This is a genomic window from Gelidibacter maritimus (assembly GCF_014062315.1).
Lineage (GTDB): Bacteria > Bacteroidota > Bacteroidia > Flavobacteriales > Flavobacteriaceae > Gelidibacter > Gelidibacter maritimus.
The window spans coordinates 219,373-240,727 of record NZ_JACGLT010000004.1 but is presented as its reverse complement, the minus strand read 5'-3'; the positions used below and the strand labels follow the sequence as shown (position 1 = coordinate 240,727).

The following is a 21,355-nucleotide window of genomic DNA, read 5'->3' as shown; positions in this document are numbered from 1 at the left end:
AAACACAATGCAATGGAAATCAAAACGTCTAATAAGAACTAACAACCATCATTACAGATGTCGCGGTTATTCTATAAAAACAATCTCGCTTCGCTGAGAAATCCCGTTTTCATTGAATGCTTCTACTTGTAAATAATACGATTGATCGGTGGTCAGTGCCCGCAATTCATAATCAGGATAATCATACATCATGGCATTAAGATTCAATTTATCTTTTTCAATGCCCCAATAAATCACATATCCCGTGGCATCTTTGACCGCATCCCACGTTAAATTGGCGTTACGTCTATCCTTTTGTCTGGCCACTTTAAAATTGGAAGGTGTTTGAGGTTTGGCTTCATTTCCTATTGGTCTCTTGTTGTGGTTGCGTTTCGGCAGTAACTTATGGTTTAGTAATGCACGATTGAAAAGTATCATGAATCAGTAATCAACATCCTAACTTTTTCATATTTTCTTGATTATTCTTACAGTTTGTATGATCTCTTTTCTAAAAACAGTTTGATCAAAAAAAGCAAAGACCTCATCCAATTGATCAAACGGGATGGATGACAGTTCATGTTTGCCGCCAATTACTTTATAGAAATAGTAGGGCATTTCCAATTCAACCAATCTGTCGACAATGGTTGACGATCCATCCAATATGATATAGCCTTTCTTTTCTGATTTACAAAGATGATGCGCCGCACTCGCAAAAGGCACTAAATTATCTGCTGTCCCGTGAAAAAATACTGAAGGTAACGCGTTATCTGCAGACACGTAATCAGCGTTAACCATGGCTCCTGCCAGAGAAAAAACACCAGCGAAATTGATATGCTCATAATTTTTTAAATTGTCAATAAAATATTCACGCATATATACTGCGTTGAGCATCCCTTCCGCCCCGGCACTACTCCCACCGGCGATGATCTTAGTCGTATCTGCACCCAACAAATCCTTATTCTCATAAATAAATTTTGCAGCGTCCAGAAAGTCAATGGCTGCATATTTAAAAGTCAGCAGTTTATCAGCTCTAGGACAATCACATCCAAACCCGGTCGGTTGGCCTTTTCTTGTCAATCGATAGGAGATGGAAATACCTAAATACCCTTTCTCTGCAGCCAATTCAGCCAATTTCACTTCACTTGAATTATTCCTACTCCCACCCACAAATCCGCCACCATGCATCCACAATAAAACCGGAACGGAATCATTAGTTTTCATTTTTTTTGGTGTGTAAACATCCATTTTTAAGGTGTCCAAACCTTTTATGGCATACGTATAAGTGGTGACATTAGCTTGGGAAAACCCAAAACTGAAACTACATAGCACTAAATAATATATTATTTTCTTCATTTGTTAATCTTTTATTTCCAACAAAATGTCCACTAAGAAGTATATCCCTTAAATCGGCTTGAGGCTTATGTTTAAGCCTTCGTTATTACAATATTTGTTATAGTAGCGCTACACTTATCCAGTAATGTTTTTGTCATATCAAAACGACTTTCGAATAAGAACGTCATCGGCTTTAGATATACCCCAATTCTGATTTCCGGCATTATATTGCGAGAGATCATAATTTTGAAAATATGGCGCGTACTGGGCCTCTAACCTATTTTGAAAAAACAAACAGCAAAGCAGCGTTACCCAAAATTGTATACGTACTAATATTTGACCATTAGAAATCATCGCTATAAAAATATCAATTATAGATTAGAATACGTAAATGTAAACGAAATGGAATGGGGTCAAATAAAATATTCTTCTAATTAAAAAAAGTTTAAATTCAAAAAGCTCACAATACTTTACAAGAGTAATGTGAGCTTTTAAAATGAATTTGTTTTATTGTGACGTTATTTCATGAATTATATTTTTACAAACTTGAACGTCTTTGTTTCTACATTCAAAAAATAAACGCCTGGTTCCAATGTGTTTAATTCAACACTTGGTTTATCTCTTGACAATTCCATTTCTAAAATTCTTCTTCCATTCAAATCGAAAATTATTGCTTTTGAAGGCATGGTGATTCCTGAAACAAAAATTTCATTTGAAGCGGGATTAGGATAAATTTTATATTTTAAGGATTCAGCATTAGCGTCTGAAATACTTAACGTAGATTTCTTGACGGAAATCCGCACACCATCGGTATCGCTATACTCCACTGCGTCCCACTCCTTGTCTGCAGAAAGCGTAGGTAAATTTACTGTAGCAAATGAACCTACAATCCCATCCCCCTGATATAAGACAGTAAAAACATCACCTATAGCAGGTTCAAAACCATTTATCAATGTTACATTTAATGTGCCACCTAAAGTTGCTATTTTTTTGACGATAACTTGGTCATGAGAAACCCCAGCAACAGTACCGGCCAATTCAATATTCAATGACCCAGACGCAGTTTGGGTGTAATTATTTATAAAATCATCAAATCTATAGGTGCCGATAGCAGTACTTGAATTCCCTGGAGATAAAACCCCATCGTTTGAAAAATGAGACCCATGTTCTATATTGATTCCAGTTAGTGTACCTAAATTGGTTATCTGGGCACCCAGATTCTTTAAAGTACCATTATTTTCCAATTCGCCACTATACCGAATAAGTATTTCAGTTTCATTGTTTATGGTACCATTATTTAGCACCTTTCCCGCCCTTAATTCAAATGCAGATGCTCTATTTTCAATTTTGCCATTTGCAGATACAGTTACTGTACCCGACTGGATAATAAAGCTACTATCATCTAACATATTAAGCGTCGTGCCATCACCTACATGTACGTTTTTATTATTATGAAAACTTCCAGCGTTAATTAATGACGATGTAAATTCTGAAATTGATAATTCTCCACTGTTAATAAGCAAGCCTGTAACTTCATTATTAAAATATCTTTTAATATGTAAATGGCCATTATTATCATTACTAAAGCCTCCTCTATTTATTATTTCCCCGCCAGTAACTGTCATTGTAGCACCGTTTCTAATGGCATGCATATATGTGTTGTTATTTTCTAATTTCCCATTAAAAACGTTTACAGTTCCATAATTTGTAAAAAGCCCAGTGGTATCATTTATTATGGAAGATGTTGAATTATTAAGGGTTAAAACACCACCCGCAAAAACTACTACTTTACCAGAATTAGTGAAAGTGGAAGAATTAGTAATTATGGTTTCCGAATCTGACAATACTACGTTACCGGTAGTAGTGACATTAATTTGTATTCTACTAAATTTAATTGTGTTTAAATTTTTAAATTCACCTCTAATTGTTAAGTCTGGAACAGCTCCATTTGCCGAACTAAAACTTTCAATAGTGCCATTATTAGTTACCGATATATCCTCTGGAATTATAAGCTTTCCTAGAATTTCAACTGTATCATTCAAGTTTACCGTTAGGCCAGGATAATTTCCATCTTTCCATTGTGTCTCATCGGTCCAGCTTCCATCGCCATCGAAGATATATGTGGTTTGTCCAAAGGTGTTAAATGTAGTTAGTGCAATCAGTAATAAAAGTAGTTTACATCTCATGTTTTTTTGTTTTAATATTAGTTTTTTTAAAAAATAAGACCATAGTGAATGCTACTTTTAAAAACATTTTTAACGATGTTTTGAAACTCTATAGTTTTAAAGACTGGTAATTCAAATCATATATCTTAGCTGTTTAGTAATAAATTTTAAATTAATGAATGGGGCTCTGCGTACATGGACAATTACTAATGCCCTGCAAGAAATCCAAACCGATGGTCACCATGTGTGTTCCCGAGTTATAGCCTGCCATAGCATTGGTGGTAACTTGGTAGGAATAGGCAAAATAGAATTTAGACTTCATTATTCCCACCATGGGACCGATGTTTAATGGCTTAAACAATTGATCGTTAAGGAAACGATAAGAAATTCCCGCCCAATAATAGTCCCCAGAATCACTTCTACCGTTATATTTTCGGTATTTAAAGTTGACATCGGTACTGGAGCGCTTGTCACTACTGAACATTTGATAATACACGGAAGGTTCAAATTCCACACTATTATCGTTCTTACTCGGAATCACAATTCCAGTATAAATTTGATAATTCAACAGTAATCTCGGCTCAATACCTATAAAATCATCAATATCCTTTTTAAGAATGTTATTGGCATTAAAACTGAAGTAATAGCCTTTGTTTCGGTAAAGAACACCCGCATCAAAGTTATTATTATTTGTTGCCCGGTCATCGGTAACATAAGGGTCTATAACCGGCGTTTCATAATTGGGTTGGAAATTCTCAATATCAATCCTAAAACTGTTGATATTGTAAGAAACCCCGAAAGACAGATATTGCTTTGAATAATAATCTAGGGTCAAGTGGTGCGCAAAAGAAAATTTAACGCCCTTTTGTCTGGTGTTCCCGTTTTTATCATTGTATAAGGACACGCCAACTCCCGTACGATCAGAAATCCTGAAATCAGCATATAAGGATTGATTATCCGGAGCTCCTTTAATACCCACCCATTGTGTCAAGCCGTTTGCTCTTATCCGGAAATTATCACCAATACCGGCATAAGTCGGAGAAATCACAAAGTCGTTATCAGCCAAATACTGGGTAAACACCGGAAGATTCAACTCTTGGGCATAACCGTAAGTCATCACTAAAAAGAGCGTAAATGATATAATTTTTTTCATCTGAATAGCTTTATTTTTTAACCTCATCTTCATTAGTTCTTATTACCTATAAAGTGTAAAGTGTCCTACAAAATCACGATCATCTTTACCATCATTTAATTTAACGATGTACCAATAATCACCCGTAGGAAGTTCTCTTCCTCTATATTTTCCATCCCAAGACTGGCCTTGACGATAGGTTCCAACTTCACGACCATAGCGATCAAAAATCTTGAACTCTAAGTTGGCATAGTTGTTTGAACAACCAGGAGCCCAAGTATCCAAATGATTGTCGCCATTAGGTGTAAAATAGTTTGGAATACAGATGTCTATATATTCAAAATACCTGGTGGCGGTCGCAACGCAACCACTACTATCAGTTACCGTTACCGTATAGTTTCCAGATTCGCGTATCACGAAAGTGTTCTCAGATCCCATATCCTCTCCATTTAAAGTGAATAAGTAACCTTCGGTCCCACCTGTAGCGGTGGCCACAATCTGATTCATATCTCCATCACTCAATACAAGCGATAATGCATCAACTTGATCGATATCAAACAAGGCAGTTCTTTTGATGCAACCATTGGTATGTCTGACATCAATATAATGCCCTACTCCTGCAACAATATTATTGAATACGTTGCTTGATTGGAAAGCCCCGCCATTTAAAGAGAAATCCAAATCAGACATATCCTGTATACTATCGTCAAAGGTTACGGTTACCCTATTGCCTGGCATATTGCCTTCGCATAAATATTCTATCTCGACCATTGGGTCAATTTTAACCGACTCAGGGAAGGTGATGTTCCATTCAGACTCACAGCCCTCACTGTCTCGTACAAAGACACTATGGTCTCCTCCTTTTAATCCAGTAAAATCAAACTGTGTTTGAGTAGCTGTTCCGGTGGTATAAGGTCCGTCGTAATCATCTAAGCTTACGCTGTACGGCGCCGTACCGCCTGTTATTGTAATACTAAACATACCATCAGTATCACCTTCACAAATTTCAGGTACGCTAGATCCAGGAATTAGACTTACAATTACAGCAGCTGGTTCAGTAATGGTGACATTAAGGTTTACATAACATCCCAATTCATCTTGAGCGATGATGTCATAAGTGCCAGGAGCTAAGTTTTCAAATACATTCTTCTCAAAAAATTGATTTAATTGCGGAGAAATCGCGTATTTTATAATTCCTGTTCCACCTGTTGCAGTAATTTCAACCGAACCGTTATTACCTCCAAAACAACTAACGTTTGTTGTTATGGCAGTAGCCTCAATTGCGGCCAAAGGTTCCTTAATTTCTACCATCTTTGACGTTGTATCACAATCGCCGCTATCCACCTTAACGAAATAAGTTCCTGCAACAAGCTCAGTAAATACCCCTGGTGTATTTTGGACCGCAGAAGGAATCGGATTCCCCGAAGCATTTAATAAGGTGTATACGTAATTACCCAGTCCACCTTGGGCAGTTGCTACGATAACTGCCGAGTTATCCCCTGTACAATTAATTGTAGCATTGGTCAATAATAGGTCCAAGGTTAAATCAGGAACTGGATCAATTTTAATATCATTGGTTACGGTTGCTACACATCCATTGGCGTCTCTTACATAATACTTGTAAGTTCCAGCAGCCACTGAAATAGTTGTTGCGTTTGTAAAGGTTCCCAAGATATTCGTAAACGTGCTGGTATCACTATAAGTGTAAAGTCCAGTTCCTCCATTGGCACTTAAGGTCAACGTGGCTTGAGTGATACACGTTGGCGTGGTCACAGCGGTCAAACTTGCTTCAATTGGCGTTGGTTGTGCAATGACAATGTCTCCTGAATTGAAACTACAATTATAACCATCGGTAATGGTGTATGTGTATGTTCCTGCGCTCAAGCCACTAAAGACTGGTGTAGATTGCGGACCAGAAGAACTTGGCGTTGGCGATACCATATTCAAGGTGTAAGTATAGTTACTACCTTGTCCACCTGTAACGTTAGTGATGGAAATGCTTGCAGTTTGATCACCAAAACATGGTAAGGTTGTCGCACTTGCCGTGAAACTTGAAGCGATTGGTGTTGGCGCCACAAGCGTTACTGTTTCTGTTGCAATACAACCACCAGCATCTCTAACATTAACGACATAAACACCAGCTGATAAACCTGTAAAAGTTCCATTTGGAGAATAAGCTACGGTTGCAGCACCGGTCAATTCATATTCGTAGCTTCCCCACCCACCTTTTGCAAGCGCGGTTATGGTGCCTTGGTCATCATCACATGTGACATTGGAAGTTTCGGAAACTTCTAGTGTTAATGGTGTCGCCGGCGAAGCAATGGTAACCACATTGGTAACGGTAGCACAGAAAGGACTATCCGTTTCAGTAACGACCACCGTATAATTTCCACCGCCCAATCCATTGATAACTTGTGGGTTTGTTGACGTATTTGCATTGGTTGGCGCAATAACTGCAGCACCTGCATTGTCTAAAACCTCATAGGTATAGTTGCCAGAGTAACCTGACACATTGATTTCCAAAGCACCGTTAGTGTTTCCATAACAAGTTACAGCGGTTGTAGGTGTTGCCACCACATCAATCACATCAAATGGATCTACGGTAAAAGCGAGGGTTTCAATATAACATCCAGTAACCACATCAGTCACTTGGAAATAGTAATCGCCCGGCAATGTGATGTTAAAGATATTGGAAGCTTGAGGCGTCCCACTTGGAAGCATTTGGTATAGGAAATCTCCTGAACCTCCTGTGACCTCAATTCTTACCGAGCCCGTTTCATTACAATCAATTGCATCAACGATAGTTACCGCGGCAGCAGTCAATTCTGGCAATGGCAAGATATTGACGGTATCTGTTGCCACACATCCGTTGGCATCTTTAGCGTAAACGTCAATAGTCTGCGCAACTCCCGTATCGATGATTTCAAAGGTATTGGTCGTAAAATAATTAGTGCCGTCAATACTGTAAGTATAATCCGTGGTTCCTCCCATCGCGGTAATCGTCAGCGTTGAAACACTTTTTGAATTATCTAAGGCACAGGCAAAGTCTGTAGCAACACCAGAAACCGTCAATTCAGTAGGTTCAGTAACCGTCACATCTACTGTTGACGAACATCCTCTTCCTGAGGTGACTTCAACCGTATACGTCCCTGCGACAAGTCCTGTAAACACTTTTGAACCTTGAGCTGCAACCAAAGATGGCCCTGCTATGATGGCATAAGTGTACACTGGATTGTCATTACTTGCTGGAAGGTTAACCGTAATCGTTCCGTCAGATCCACCAAAGCATGATACGTGGGTTGGATCCGCTGTAAAGAGCACTGGAGTTGCTGCCTCTAAGGTTACTGAAACATCAGTTGTACATAACGTATTTGTATCAGTTACCGTAATCGTATAAGTTCCAGATGGCACTCCGGAGAATACATTTCCGGTCAATGTTATGGAGCCCGCATTAGGACTAATCGCATAGCTATAACTACCCGATCCACCAATTGCTGTGACCGTAATCACACCATCATCATTTGCACAAGTTGGCAGTGCAGTGATGGCTGGAGTAATACCAACTGGCGGCTCAATTGTAATCGTCTCTAAGTTGCCACAACCATTAGCATCTCTAACTTCAACGGTATGAGTCCCTGAGGTTAAATTTGTGATGGTGAATGGTGCCGTTCTTGTTTGGAAGGCACCTCCATTTATACTAAAACTATATGGTGCGATTCCAGCCGTTGGAAGGCTAACTTCAATTTCGAAATCACCTTCTGCTGTGTCACATTGGTTGGTTAGATCAAGTGCAACAATTGGCGTTGGGTCTTGTGGTAAAACCACCACGGAACTCGAAACAATACATCCATAAGCATCCATAACATGAACAAAATAGCTACCAGCATCTCTATTGAAGGTATTGGCTGAGGCCCACGCTGGGTCTGTCGCCAATGGTGCAGTGGCAGAGTTCGTCAATTGATAGGTATAAGGCGCTGTACCATCGCGACCAACAGCACTGATCAATCCGGAGTTGACATTACAGTTCGCATTTTGGTCAACTGAAGTCGTTAAACTTAATGGAATTGCAGATTCGGTGATGTTAAAAGGCACAGTGATTACGCTACATCCCGAATTTGGTCCTGAAGTTTCTGAAATCAACACATAGTAATTTCCGAATGGTAACGGGCCTAAATTATCGACATCTAAAGAACCATTTGCAGGTACACTTCCAGAACCATTGATTCCTGTTGAGACCAATGAATAGGAGTTAAATATTTCGTAGTTAACGTTAGTCGCTGTCCCATAAGGGCTTTCTATAGTGAATGACACATTTCCATCAGCACTTCCAGTACAGGTGATATTGTTTGAACTTAATGCCGTTGCCGTCAAATTGGAGTTTGATGGAATAGCATCTGGTGCCACTTCATAATGCGTACAACCGGTAGACTGGTCATAAACGATGAAAGTATAAGTAACTCCTGGAGTTAAATTGGTGAATGTTGTCGATTTTGATCCTACGGCATCCTCAGCAACCCATGATCCTCCTGGTGCAGTACCCGTAGCAGGATAGGTACTGAAATAGAATGGTCCAGCACTTGCCAACGCAGTTCCAACACTTACAATTGCTTCTCCTCCAGTGGCACAGTCTACCGTTGATTGAATATTAATTTGTAAATCATCTGGTGGTGATGCCACCAAAACATCTTGAACCAAAACGGAACAGCCGTTCGCATCAACCACATTGATCTGATACAAACCAAAATCAACCACGTCAAATGTATAAGACGTTGATCCGTCGGTATTCAATTCAGATTCATCGTAGCCATTGGTACCTGTCACAAAATAGTTATAAGGGGGTGTACCACCCGTAACGCCGTCAATAATGACTGATCCTTTGGATATACCACCATTGGCAGAATCGCAAGTAATAGGTTCAGCATGAGACGCTACATTAATAGCATCTGGCTGGTCAATGATGACAGTTTCAGTAACCGTACAAGATTTTGCATCGGTAACCGTTACCGTGTACGTTCCGGCGGCCAATCCTGAGGTTTGGGTCCCATAGTCAGTCCCGGTAGTGTCATTGTGAATATTGATTACAAAAGGAGGTGTTCCAACTGATGTATCTATGGTTACCGTAATTGAACCGTTGTCATCACCAAAACACAATATATCCTGTGCCTGTACCGCTGCGCTAATGGCTGGTGGTGAAAGTGGATCGATGGTAGTAATGCCAGATTCTACAATACATCCCTGGGCATCAGTTACTCTAAATTGGTAAGTTCCTGAGTTAGCCGTAGCATATACGAATGATGAACCAGTTGCTCCTAAAGCTGTGTAAGCACCACCATTAATAGCAACTTCATGGGTAAATGGCGCATAGCCACCAACGATTGTTCCAGTGATTTCAGCGTCAGGAGAACCTGTACAATCTAAATCTTTTGTAAAAATTGTGCTCATTGACAGTTGCGGTTCTATAACCTCAGTAGGTAAAGTCAATTCGCAACCGTATGCATCTCTTACAATAATGGTATAAGCCCCTGGTACAAGATTTATAAAAGTAGTATTACTTTGAAACGCATTTCCATTGATGCTATATTCAAAAGGAGCTTGTCCTGCGGTCACGTTCACTTCAATAGTTGCACCGGTGTTCGTGTTATAACAAAGATTAGCACCTTGTTCAATTGTTGCAACAATGGCGTCCGGAGTAGCTAAAACAAAAGTCTCAGTCACTATACAGTTTTTGGCATCAGTTACACTGACCGTATAAGTTCCATCTTGGGTTAAATTAGAAAAGGTGTTATTTGCTTGGGCAGGTAGAGCCGTGCCGTCCGGCAAGGTTAAACTGAAGGTATTTCCTCCCCAACCGCCAGAAGCATCAATTTTGACACTACCATCTTGCAAGCAAGTAATCGGTTCAATAGTTGTGGCCATTGTCAATGCTGCAGATGATCCGTTTATTGTTACAGAAGCTGTGGCGGTACAATTGGTTGCAACATCCGTCACAACAATGGTGTGGGTGCCCACTGCCAAGCCGGTCAAGACAACCGGAGAAGTTCCTGTAGTTGCAGTACCACCGTTAACCGTATAGGTAAAATCAGTAGTCCCTGAAACTGTAAATCGTGCTGAACCATCATCAGCTCCAAAACAGGTCTCATCATTTATAGGTTGTGCCACAACCTGAAGTGTAGGTAATGATGCGATAGTGAAAGATTCACTATAAGTACAATCATTGGCATCCTTTACCTGAAAGGTGTAAGTTCCTGGAGCCAAACCTGCAAATGTGGTTGAAGTTTGGTAAGCTGTTACCGCTGCTGCTGGAGCGATAATCTGATATTCCAACTCCCCTGTTCCACCAGTGGTTCCAGTAATGGTCACATCGGAAGTGTTAGTTGGACAAGTTAAGGCCGTACTGTCAAAGGTTAAATTCGTTGGTGGATTTAGCGCTTCAATAGTAATGCTATTGGTCGCAAAAGTACATTCCAATGCATCTTTAACGGTGATGGTATACGTACCAGCCGTTAAATTAGTAAACGCAGGTGATGCTTGGAAATTGACACCATCAATACTGAATAGATGTGGTGCTGTGCCTCCACTAACGCCTGAAACCGTAATGGTACCATTGGAATCGCAGGTAAATGGCGCCTCTAAAGTTGCTACACCTTCCATAGCCACGGAAGGATCTATGATCACTGTTTCCGGATCGGTCCAACATGAAGCAGTACCAATCATGTACTCAACCACGACCTCATAAGAGCCTGCTGTAAGTCCTGAAAACGCACTTGAATTTACAAAAGTTTCACCGCCATCAATACTGTATTTTAAAGTCGTTCCGTGAGCATTGGTAACATTGATATTAATTGTTCCAGAATTAGGGTCATCGCATAAAATATCAGTTGATGCAACCGTAAACTCCGGTGCTGGTGTTTCTTCAATCTGAATGGTTGTTTCAGTGCTACAGTTGTTGGCATCGACCACCCTAATGGTATAGGTACCAGGTGCTGTTACAATAATTTCTGGATCAGATTGGAATTCGGTAGCACCATTTACAAAGTAATAATAAGGTGCGGTTCCTCCATTTGGATATACCGTGATAATACCACCTCTTGGTTCTGCACCAACGTCGCCATCACTATCCCCGTCACCTTCCTTTCCGTCATCAGGGTCATCATCTGGATAGTCACAAGCCAATAGTGGTCTTGTTATGGCGGAGGTAGCCGTTAGTAACTCAGGATTAATTATTTCAAAATCCACTATTTCACTACAGCCATCTTCGGTAGAAATGGTTGCTGTATACGTTCCTGGATTTAAATTGTTAAAGGAATAATCGCTTTCCATAATCGGACCGACCTCATGGATTAAGGTTGCACCTTTTGAGAGCGAATAAAAATATTGAGCACGTGCATCATTAGCGGCCAACTTGACGCTTCCTTTATCATCATGACAGAGCGGCTGCGTAACAACGGCCGTTCCTGTAAAATTACGTTCTCTTATTTGGATGTCCGGTACAGAAAAAATACATGGACTTGAATCGAAACCAATTTGTTTAACATATACACTATAAACGCCCGGTGTAGCGACTGAAAATACATTACTGCTTTGGTAATTTGAACCGTCAATACTGTATTCGTAACCGTTTGGCACGCCACCTACGACAATTTCACCCGGAATGTCACATATAATATCTTTTGACGTTGCCGTTGGAACTAGAATATTTGAATATACATTGAAATAATATTGACTAAAACATCCTCCTTCATAATTTAAGGTGATCCGATACTGCCCGGCTAGATTAATATTATAATTAGGGCCTGTAGCCACCTGATTCCACGTGCATGAACTATCTTCATTGGCACAATCTTCCAATGGCACAGCTGAACAACTGGTCTCATCCAATTTTTCCCATATAATAGAAGATGTATCGGTAATATTGGTTTCAATGTTACGAATATCATTGGCACCACATAAAAAGAAATTTGGCAATTGTTTACCATCGTTTGGACAAGTCACTACCTCATCAGCAAACGGAATCAGCGGATTGACGTCATTTTCACCATAGGTAACTACAACAAATCTTTGGTCAATGGACTGACAAGGTGCCGAAGCTGTATTATGAACATAATAAGTACCCGTAGTTGTAACGGTTATCGATTGTGTGGTCCCGATTACCGGTGAACCCGTAGGGCTGGTGGACCAAGTATAAGAGTCATATCCACTACCCGCGGTTAGCGTTACACTTGAGCCACATAAAATGACTTCCTCTTCAAAATCACATGTAATATCTGCCAAAAAGTTAGTGGCTCCTGGTGTTAATAAACAACCTGTATTTGAACTGAAACTTGGATCGTCAGAAATGGTGAAATTTGGATTGTCCGTACCATTATAGGTAGAGTAAGCCTGGTTACTAATAATATTTGAACAGGCATCATTTAAAAGACTACAAGTTTTTACAACCGTAACCTTAAACCGAATTTCTTGAACAGGATCATCAATCTCAACAACAGAATTATCAACCGCAAATATGATTTCTCTCGTGGCAGGGTTATAGCTTTGCACTGTGACTCCAGAAGGGAGCAATCCCAAATCTTCCGGATAGTTGAAGACAATATTTTGAGGAAGTACATCTCTAATGATTAAGTTGGTGGCATGATCATTACCAACATTCTGAAAACCAATGACATAATTAAGTTCATCACCCAAATTAACCAATTGCCCTCCGATGTCATTACCCGCAGTATCTTCCACAATTTTAGTAAGGACTATTTTAGGGGCAATGATTTCAATGGCAAAAGCGCTAAAGTAGAAATAATAAATATCCGTATTGGTCCCCAACTTAATGGTAGCGGAGGTGTCTCCATTTCCAATCACATTATTTCCAGCATTGGGAATATTGATAATTCCCGCGTCAAATCCTAACGTATTGGAACTCGCAGGATTTCTATCCGTAAAAAGCATCGGGGTATTCGTAATGGGATCAATAATTGAGACGGAGCTATTAAAGAAGTTGTTGTTAGGGCGTATGGTTGTTCCCCCTGCCGTGGTTGCGCTGATTCTTGTGCCATTGATTTCCAAATAATCATTTTCCCATGATTTATCGCCTTCCAAAGCACTAAAAGCATATTTTGCGCGGACCGGTCCTACAGGAATTGTTCGAAATCCGACAATATCAAAACTTTGTTCTCTGTCCGCAACCGGACCAGTATTATTAATTTTTGTAAACCCGTCAAATGACGTGATGTACTTACTTGGTAATAATGGATCCTCATAAATCACAAAAAGAGACCATCCGGAGGACAGTCCTTCTCTATTACGTCCACCAGTCATCATGGCCGAGGTTGCTGAAGAGATATTAGCAACTGTATAGGTTCCGTCCGCATCACTTAATCCAGACATGATGTCCGTTACATTTTTATAATACACATAGGCATTGGAATTTCTATCATCTGAAGAATCTTGATAGTAAATTTGTTCGCCAGTTATATCAATATAACCTCCACTCTCTGGCGTCTTAAATTTAATATCTGACATTGGAGTGTCTCCTTTTACAACGGCCGTCCAATATAATGCCGCATAGACCACTTGATAACAATTGGTATCACTCGGCACATTCAAATCGGCACTACTGGAATTAAAAGTACTGCTGTCACCATCAATGTCAACATATACCATTTTATCTCTGTTCCTCCAATTCTCATTATTGGTGTTTCCAGTATACGGATTTGTCCGGTGTACGCTTAAATTATTATTTCCTATTAAAAGCATGTCGCCTTTAATGGCCTCATCATACCTGGGTACGAATGGAACATGATTTTGTGCGATGGATTCAAGACCCATGAGCAGCAATAATGCAATAAAGGCTATTCTAGAAAAAGTAGGTTTTTTCATGATTTTGGTAGATTTGGATGGTTCGTTTTTGTCAAGGGGCATTGAAAAAAACGAGGGGGCTTTTATTCTTTTTAGTTCTCTATTTTAATAATTGACATTTTTCCGTTATAAGGTTGGTTTCCTTTAGTTTTCATTTCTTCACTTGCTGCACTTATACTATCCAGTTTTTTATAGTAAATAAAATATCTACTCGTGTTGACATCGTAGAAGAAATCGATATTAGACTGACCTGCAGCGACTGCTTTGGTTAAAAATTCGTCTCTACTGACAGCATCATTATGAACAGCAACAACAACATAATAACCACTTTCAACATTCTTAACATTTTTAATAATTTGAATATTATTGCCTTGTTCTTCACCAAAATTAAAATCTTCAGCTTTTAAAGGAACTGGGCTCAGCGGTGTATTTTCTTTAATTCTCGTCAATGTGGCTCTATCTTGCGCATATCTATCTTCTTCATTGTTAAAAGCAGCACGTTTAATTCTCCGCTTTCTCTCAAATTCTGTAGCCTCATTAATACCTTTTAAGGTGGTACTCAATTGAGTTCTGGTCTGAATGGCCCGTGCTTGTTCGGCCTTTAATGTTTTAATTGTCTTTTGATAATACAAGGTGACCTCATCATTTTTAAGTGTCGGTACCTTAATACGCTCCGCATATAAATCTTCCAGCTCCTTAATTCTTTCAGTATTGACGTCTATCATATTATCTAAATCTGATCGAATAGCTTGAAGGACATTGTTTTCTTCAGTAATACTCTTAAAGGGTTTTGGTGCACTGAAAATTCCTTGCTCTCTCAAATCGTTTTCTTCTTTCAAATCCTTGAGATCTTGATTTTTACTAACCACCATTGCATCGAATCTGGCCAATAATTCATCTTGAGTGCTTTTTGAAGCCTCCGTCATATCAGCAAGAGATTTCATTGAAATACCTAAAGCATCTGTTGGATTCACTACAGCCTCTTGTTCTTTTTCAGTTTCTTCTGCAAGTGCTGCATTTTCCGCTTCAAGCTTGGCTAAAGCCTCAGCTTCCTGTTTAGCTTTTGATTCAGCCATGGCTGCTGCTTGAGCTGCTTTTGCTTCTTGCTTCGCCTTTTCTTCTGCAGCTAATTTTGCAGTTTGTTCAGCTTCAAGCCTCGCTTTTGTTTCCAACGCCAACTGGGCTTCAGCCCCTTGTTTAGCTTTTGCTGCTGCCGCATCAGCTTTAGCTTTGGCTTCTGCTGCCAACTTAGCCTCTGCTTCTTCTTTGGCTTTCGCTTGGGCGGCCAATCTCTCTTGTGCTTCTTTCGCAGCTTTTGCTTCAGCAGCGAGTCTTGCCTGTGCTTCTGCTCTAGCTTTAGCCTCCGCTGCTAATTTAGCCTCTGCTTCCTCTTTGGCCTTCGTTTGGGCGGCCAATCTCTCTTGTGCTTCTTTGGCTTCTTTGGCTTCAGCAGCAAGTCTTGCCTGTGCCTCCGCTCTGGCTTTAGCCTCAGCGTCTGCTTTAGCTTTCGTCTCGGCCGCTAATCGTTCTTTTGCTTCATTGTATGCTTTTGCTTCAGCAGCGAGTCTTGCCTGCGCGTCAGCTCTGGCTTTAGCCTCCGCTTTGGATTTTTCTTGAGCCGCTAGTGCTGCTTGTGCCTCTGCATCTCGTTTGGTTAGAACATTGCTTTCAGATTTTGCTTTATTTTGCGCGTCTAAGCTCTCGTCAGTTTCTGTTGGTTGATTTTCACCGCTTCCAGTTGTAGCAATTGTTTCAGATTTTGCATTTTCTACCAGAGTTGGGTTTGCAACGGCGCGTTCTTGCTCTTCTTGTTTGGCCTTGTTTTCTGCCGCTAATCTTGCCTCTGACTGACGTTCAATTCTGGCCCTGTTTTCAGCCGTAATCTGTGCACGGGTTTCTGCTCTTTCTTTTGCTCTTTCTCTCACTTCCTCTCTTCTGGCGGACGACTCTGCCAATAGCTGCGCTCGTGTTTCAGCATCCATCCTAGGCTTGCTTGAGGCTAAGACACGTTTATTATCTGAATTGATAAGTGCAGACATTTCATCTTCGGCACTGTAATCATAATAAGAATTGTTGTTAAGTTTGAAAGCTAGGGTTATTTCATGCGATGGTCCAAAGTGGGTCAGATCGCCTAAGGCTTTTTCGAAATTGTATTCAATGGCAATTTGTTTCGTAATATTAAGCCCTAAACCGGCCGATGCGCCGTAAACCGTATTATAACCTACTTGTGCCCAAATTCCCTTAGGCACGGTCAACATAGCAATGCCTGAAATTGAAGTATCCTCTTCACCAAATTCAGACCTCAACAATCCAGAGAATTTTGACTCATCAAAAAAGCCACCACTATATATATAACCCGTGTACATAATATGTGCCTGAAGCGTTTGACGTGGATCGTCATTCAGAAGTTCTGAGGCTTGCACATTATAAAGTATCAGGTTATTGATAGACGCGCCAAAATCCAAAAACTTAGTACCGTAGTTAATGCCTGGGTTTACAGTAAGTAAAAGATGTGATGGGACATGCTCAAGAGATGGGTCAGAAAAATTAGTGACCACCCGTCCTGTATTTATGCCACTTTTATAAACGCCCAAATTTAAACCGAAAGTCAAATTACTATCCCGTTTCAATCTCACGTTATAGGCAAAATTCAATAGTCCACCAAATGTAGTAAGCACACCATAATCTTGTTGAAACACGCCCACACCTGCGCCAATATTTTCTGCAAACCTACCATAATAGCCTGCTAAATAGGTTTGTGGCGCATCATCAAACTGAACCCACTCCCGCTTATTATAAACACTGATATATCTATTTTGTTCTCTAACAAAACTAAAGGTTGGATTGATTGTGTATCTATTGTAGGTTAATGAGTTTCTTACAGGTATACTAAGCGAGACGACGCCATCTTCCTCTTGGGAATAGAACATCTGGATGGAACAGAAACTACATATTATGGTCAGCAAAAAAGTTTTCATTGGGCTATGCCATACGTATTTATTGATGTACACTTGGAACATTCCCGAGAGACCTTTTCTTATATGATTGCTATTTAGGAACGTCTGTTTCATATTATTTCACTACGGTAATGGAACCTTTTTTGGTTTGCTGATCTTCAGTGATGATGACGTAATAATAGACTTGGTTAATACTGTTCAAATTCAAAGAAGTTTGAGGCCAATTGTTCAAATAGTCTTTAGTTTGAAGCACCACCTTGCCTTGATTTGTCATAATTATCACTTCAGTATTGGTACCGCTCACATATTTTGTAGGAATGATCCAGGTGTCGTTAATGCCATCACCGTTTGGACTGATCAAATTTGGAATATGTTCTACCTCTGGGAAAGGTTCCAGCGCTTCACTTATAGAAAACCTATGCTCTACATAGACCATACATCCAGAGGTTTGTGTAACCTTTACTTTATATTCTCCAAAAGAGGTAGCCTCATACTCATCGCCCTGAGCTCCTGAAATAAGGACGTCATTAAAAAACCATTCAAATTTTGGATTGTTCGCAGTGGTGGTTACGATAGCCCATAGTTTATCGCCCTGCTCCATAATATTAGTGTCATCCACATCTATTGCACTCTCAAAGTCTGTGCTTTCTAAATCAATGGATCCAGACGCCGTACAACTACCTAAATCAACTTTGACTGAAAAGGTGCCAGATTCGTTGGTTTGATACATTTGATTGGTAGCATCCGCTATGGCAATACCATCTTTAAACCATTGGTAGCTTACACCCCCAAGGGTACTTAATGTGGTCATGCCCTCGGCTGGGCAATACGGATTTCCTAAACTTGATACTATCGCCGCATCTGCTTCACCTGAAGTGGCTTCACTTATCTTTACCCGATTGGAGAACGAACTTGACGTACAAGTGCCATAATTGGTTTTCACAAAATAAGTACCTGCTTGGCTCACAGATAAAGAAGACCCATCTCCCACATACACAGAAGTTGTTGGACTCGTTTCTCTATACCATTTATAGGTGAGTGAAGGGTAATTTAGTGGTGAATCATTAGACCCGTTTCCTGGATTATCTATTGTCAGCAAATAACTTCCACCGCTACAAAAGGCCCCAGAAGACACCAAATTATTGATCGTAAACGGACTGTCCTGAAGTTTATAATACGCGGCAAAAGCCACAGAATTTGAACTGCTTGCTACGGGTCCTGAGCTTTTAATTCTGATCCTGTACGCCTCGCCTGCTGTGGTTTCAGGTATAGAAAAGTTTAATGTGGCTGGAGATGTAGTCACGGCTCCAGGCTCTGAAGTGAATACTACTGTGCTATTTGAGAAATTCCCAGTCGCATCAGACATTTCAATCGAGAATTGATTGGTTGAACTGAGTTCAGATTCGGGAGAAAATACAAAGGTTACATTGTAGCTATTGAAAGCATCACTAGCACATGCTCGAGTATAACCGAGATTAGGTGTACCAATTACGACCTGGGCGTTTATTTGTCCAGATAATAAGAGCAGAACAAAAATACCAAGTACAAAAAAATAGCTTTTTAGAGTAGTAGTTTTATGCATTCAGGGTGTATTAGTAATTATCTGTTTTGTTATTCTTAAGTGCTATTTGCAGAAAGAATGCCTTACTAAATTTCAATACCACTGTCTTATATCAGGAAAACTTGCCAGATAACTGACAAGTGTTTAAGATGGAAAGCGTGTAATGATTTGGGGTCATATTTCTAACTACAAAACTCTCAGGTTAATCTTCTCTGTCATTTGATGCAATAATCTTGTTAATGCGGAGTCTAAAATCGGGACGTCTATTGTTGTTAACATCAATAAAGGTCTCGGTATCATTTCCTTTTGAATACACATTAAAAAAGACGCTGTTACCATACCAATTTTCTAAATCGGCATTATTTGAATCATTTTCAGTAAAAATGTTTCCATTACAATTATTGAAATACATATCACTAAACTTTAAGCGGTCTAAATTTTCAGCGTTTACCTTAACTTTATCGTTAATAATAACCGCTGGATTAAATCCTGATATCACGCTTTTGCGAATGTCCAAATCAGCATCTTCAGAGATATACAGTGCTTCTTTAACCAAACCGACCTTTATATCTGCTTCTAAATTCTCACTAACACTGATTAAAGTTAAGTTTTCAGCATGTACCGAAGTGCCTTTCTTACTAAAGTCCACTTCATCTTTCTTATCGTAAGACGCTATATACATGGCACGTGAGCCATCTGATCCAGATACATAAGGAGACCTTATGGCCAAAGAATTTCTAATAGTACTTTGCGTGCCAAAATTAAATTCATAGTCGTTGCTCTTAGTTCTGAAGGACACCAGTTTTTCTAAATTCACTTCGCCACCTATAATGTTGAAGGAATTACCATCAGAATAACTTACCATCACATTTTCTATTACTGTATTGCTGCCAACTCCAGCTAAGGTTAACGAATTGAAGTATCCATAATCTCTTGTCCGTCTTCCGGCATACTCAATTCTTACGTATTTAAAAACACCAGAATCGCTGTAGGTATTATCACCTCCATAACTAATGTTTTCAAAAGCAGATGGGCGCAAACCGTAATTTACTGAAGAAGCATTACCGAACTTATTAATTGGAGCATCTCCTAAAATAAAAACACCTCCCCAATCACCTTCTTTCTTCACACCTCTATTGGAAGTAAAAACTATAGGGTCAGTTTCCATCCCTTCGGCTATAATTTTAGAACCTCTTGTGATGATTAGCGCACCATTAGTTTTAAAGTCGCCTATGATCACGGTTCCTGGTTCAATGGTAAGCGTGGTACTATCGGTAACAAATACACTCCCTAATAATAGATAGGTATCACGTTTAACAAGTTTGGTGTCTTGGGTAATATTTCCGCTTAAGATTTGCGTAGGTTCACCATGCTCTACTTGATTGGGCCTAAATTCTGTCCAATTGCTCAGCCAGTTATTCTTGCCAATAATTCCTTTTTCCTGCTGAGCAAAAGTGCTGCTCACAATCAAAAGAAATAAACATATAGTTGGAGTAAAGATTTTCATAAATAATGGAATTAGTAATAGATTTAGGATTCTTTAACTATTGGATTCAAACATATATATAAATCCTATGAAATACAAATAAAGTCGATGAAATGCATAATTTAATTTCAAAATGTCTAACTTTTCCTACATTTAAAATCAATACACAGAAAATACCTACAAAAAAATTGTTAATATTATTAGCGTGATGATCGATTATTTGAGCCTTAAGTACCCTTATAAAAGGGACTCAAAATCCATGAAAAATCCCTTAGAAAATTCTATGATTTTCGAATTAATAACCGAGTTGTTAAAAATGATTATGACTATAGAAGGTCAGCGCTAATTAATATTGGTTGAACTCACTATAAGTATGAAGTGATTTCAAGGTTTCCTCATAAAATAAGATCGCTGATATTAAATTAGTTTTATCAGAGTACGGCAAAACTTTGTTCTGGAAAGACATTGTACTGTCAAAATAAGTATTAACGGCTTTAACATTTTCCTCTAGCGCTTTCCGATTATCCTTCGTATCAGGAATTCCTAAAGATGACATCGTCACACCAGGTTTTGTGGCAAAAGCGATATTGGGTAAAATTTTAACTATAACTTCAATACGTTCATTATACAAGGTTAAAAGATCTCCTTTTGGCAATTGATCCAATTCAGAACGATCGTGATACTTTGCAATGGACACTTTTCCTGTAATGATACTTTGAGGCTCTTTTTGGGCAAAACCGTAGCTTGTCATTAGTAAAAATACCATACAAAGTAAAGTAAGTTTAGTTTTCATAATTGAGATTTTAGGGGTTGTCGAAGCAAATTTATGCAATTAAACGAAAAAAACAAGCGTTTGGTCGATTATTTTGGCTTATTAAATTAATAAAAATTGCAATT

9 protein-coding genes are annotated in these 21,355 nt (G+C 39.4%); all 9 read right to left on the bottom strand.

The genetic code is table 11. The annotated features are described in order from the left end of the window. Positions 1-66: 66 nt before the first annotated feature. A complete protein-coding gene (locus H3Z82_RS07135; RefSeq protein WP_235982396.1) occupies positions 67-417 on the bottom strand; it encodes a fibronectin type III domain-containing protein in 351 nt (116 codons plus the stop codon). Positions 418-444: 27 nt separating this feature from the next. Then, positions 445-1,332, bottom strand: a complete 888-nt coding sequence (locus H3Z82_RS07130) for an alpha/beta hydrolase (protein ID WP_182204190.1) — start codon at positions 1,330-1,332, stop codon at positions 445-447. 509 nt (positions 1,333-1,841) lie between these two features. Further along, complete coding sequence (locus H3Z82_RS07125; protein ID WP_182204188.1) at positions 1,842-3,497, bottom strand: T9SS type A sorting domain-containing protein; 1,656 nt, start codon at positions 3,495-3,497, stop codon at positions 1,842-1,844. 151 nt (positions 3,498-3,648) lie between these two features. Next, positions 3,649-4,629: a PorP/SprF family type IX secretion system membrane protein gene (locus H3Z82_RS07120; protein WP_182204187.1), complete on the bottom strand. Its 981-nt coding sequence runs from the start codon at positions 4,627-4,629 to the stop codon at positions 3,649-3,651. A 42-nt stretch (positions 4,630-4,671) separates the two neighbouring features. Then, complete coding sequence (locus tag H3Z82_RS07115) at positions 4,672-14,475, bottom strand: T9SS type B sorting domain-containing protein (RefSeq protein WP_235982395.1); 9,804 nt, start codon at positions 14,473-14,475, stop codon at positions 4,672-4,674. A gap of 71 nt (positions 14,476-14,546) precedes the next feature. Further along, positions 14,547-17,525 (bottom strand): PorP/SprF family type IX secretion system membrane protein, encoded by a 2,979-nt coding sequence (locus tag H3Z82_RS07110; RefSeq protein WP_235982394.1) that lies wholly within the window; start codon positions 17,523-17,525, stop codon positions 14,547-14,549. 1 nt (position 17,526) lies between these two features. Then, positions 17,527-18,993 (bottom strand): T9SS type B sorting domain-containing protein, encoded by a 1,467-nt coding sequence (locus H3Z82_RS07105; RefSeq protein WP_182204180.1) that lies wholly within the window; start codon positions 18,991-18,993, stop codon positions 17,527-17,529. Between the two features lie 181 nt (positions 18,994-19,174). Continuing rightward, entirely contained in the window at positions 19,175-20,479 is a 1,305-nt protein-coding gene (locus H3Z82_RS07100; RefSeq protein WP_182204178.1) for a hypothetical protein, read from the bottom strand. Positions 20,480-20,804: 325 nt separating this feature from the next. Further along, entirely contained in the window at positions 20,805-21,251 is a 447-nt protein-coding gene (locus H3Z82_RS07095) for a hypothetical protein (RefSeq protein ID WP_182204176.1), read from the bottom strand. Positions 21,252-21,355 lie beyond the last annotated feature (104 nt).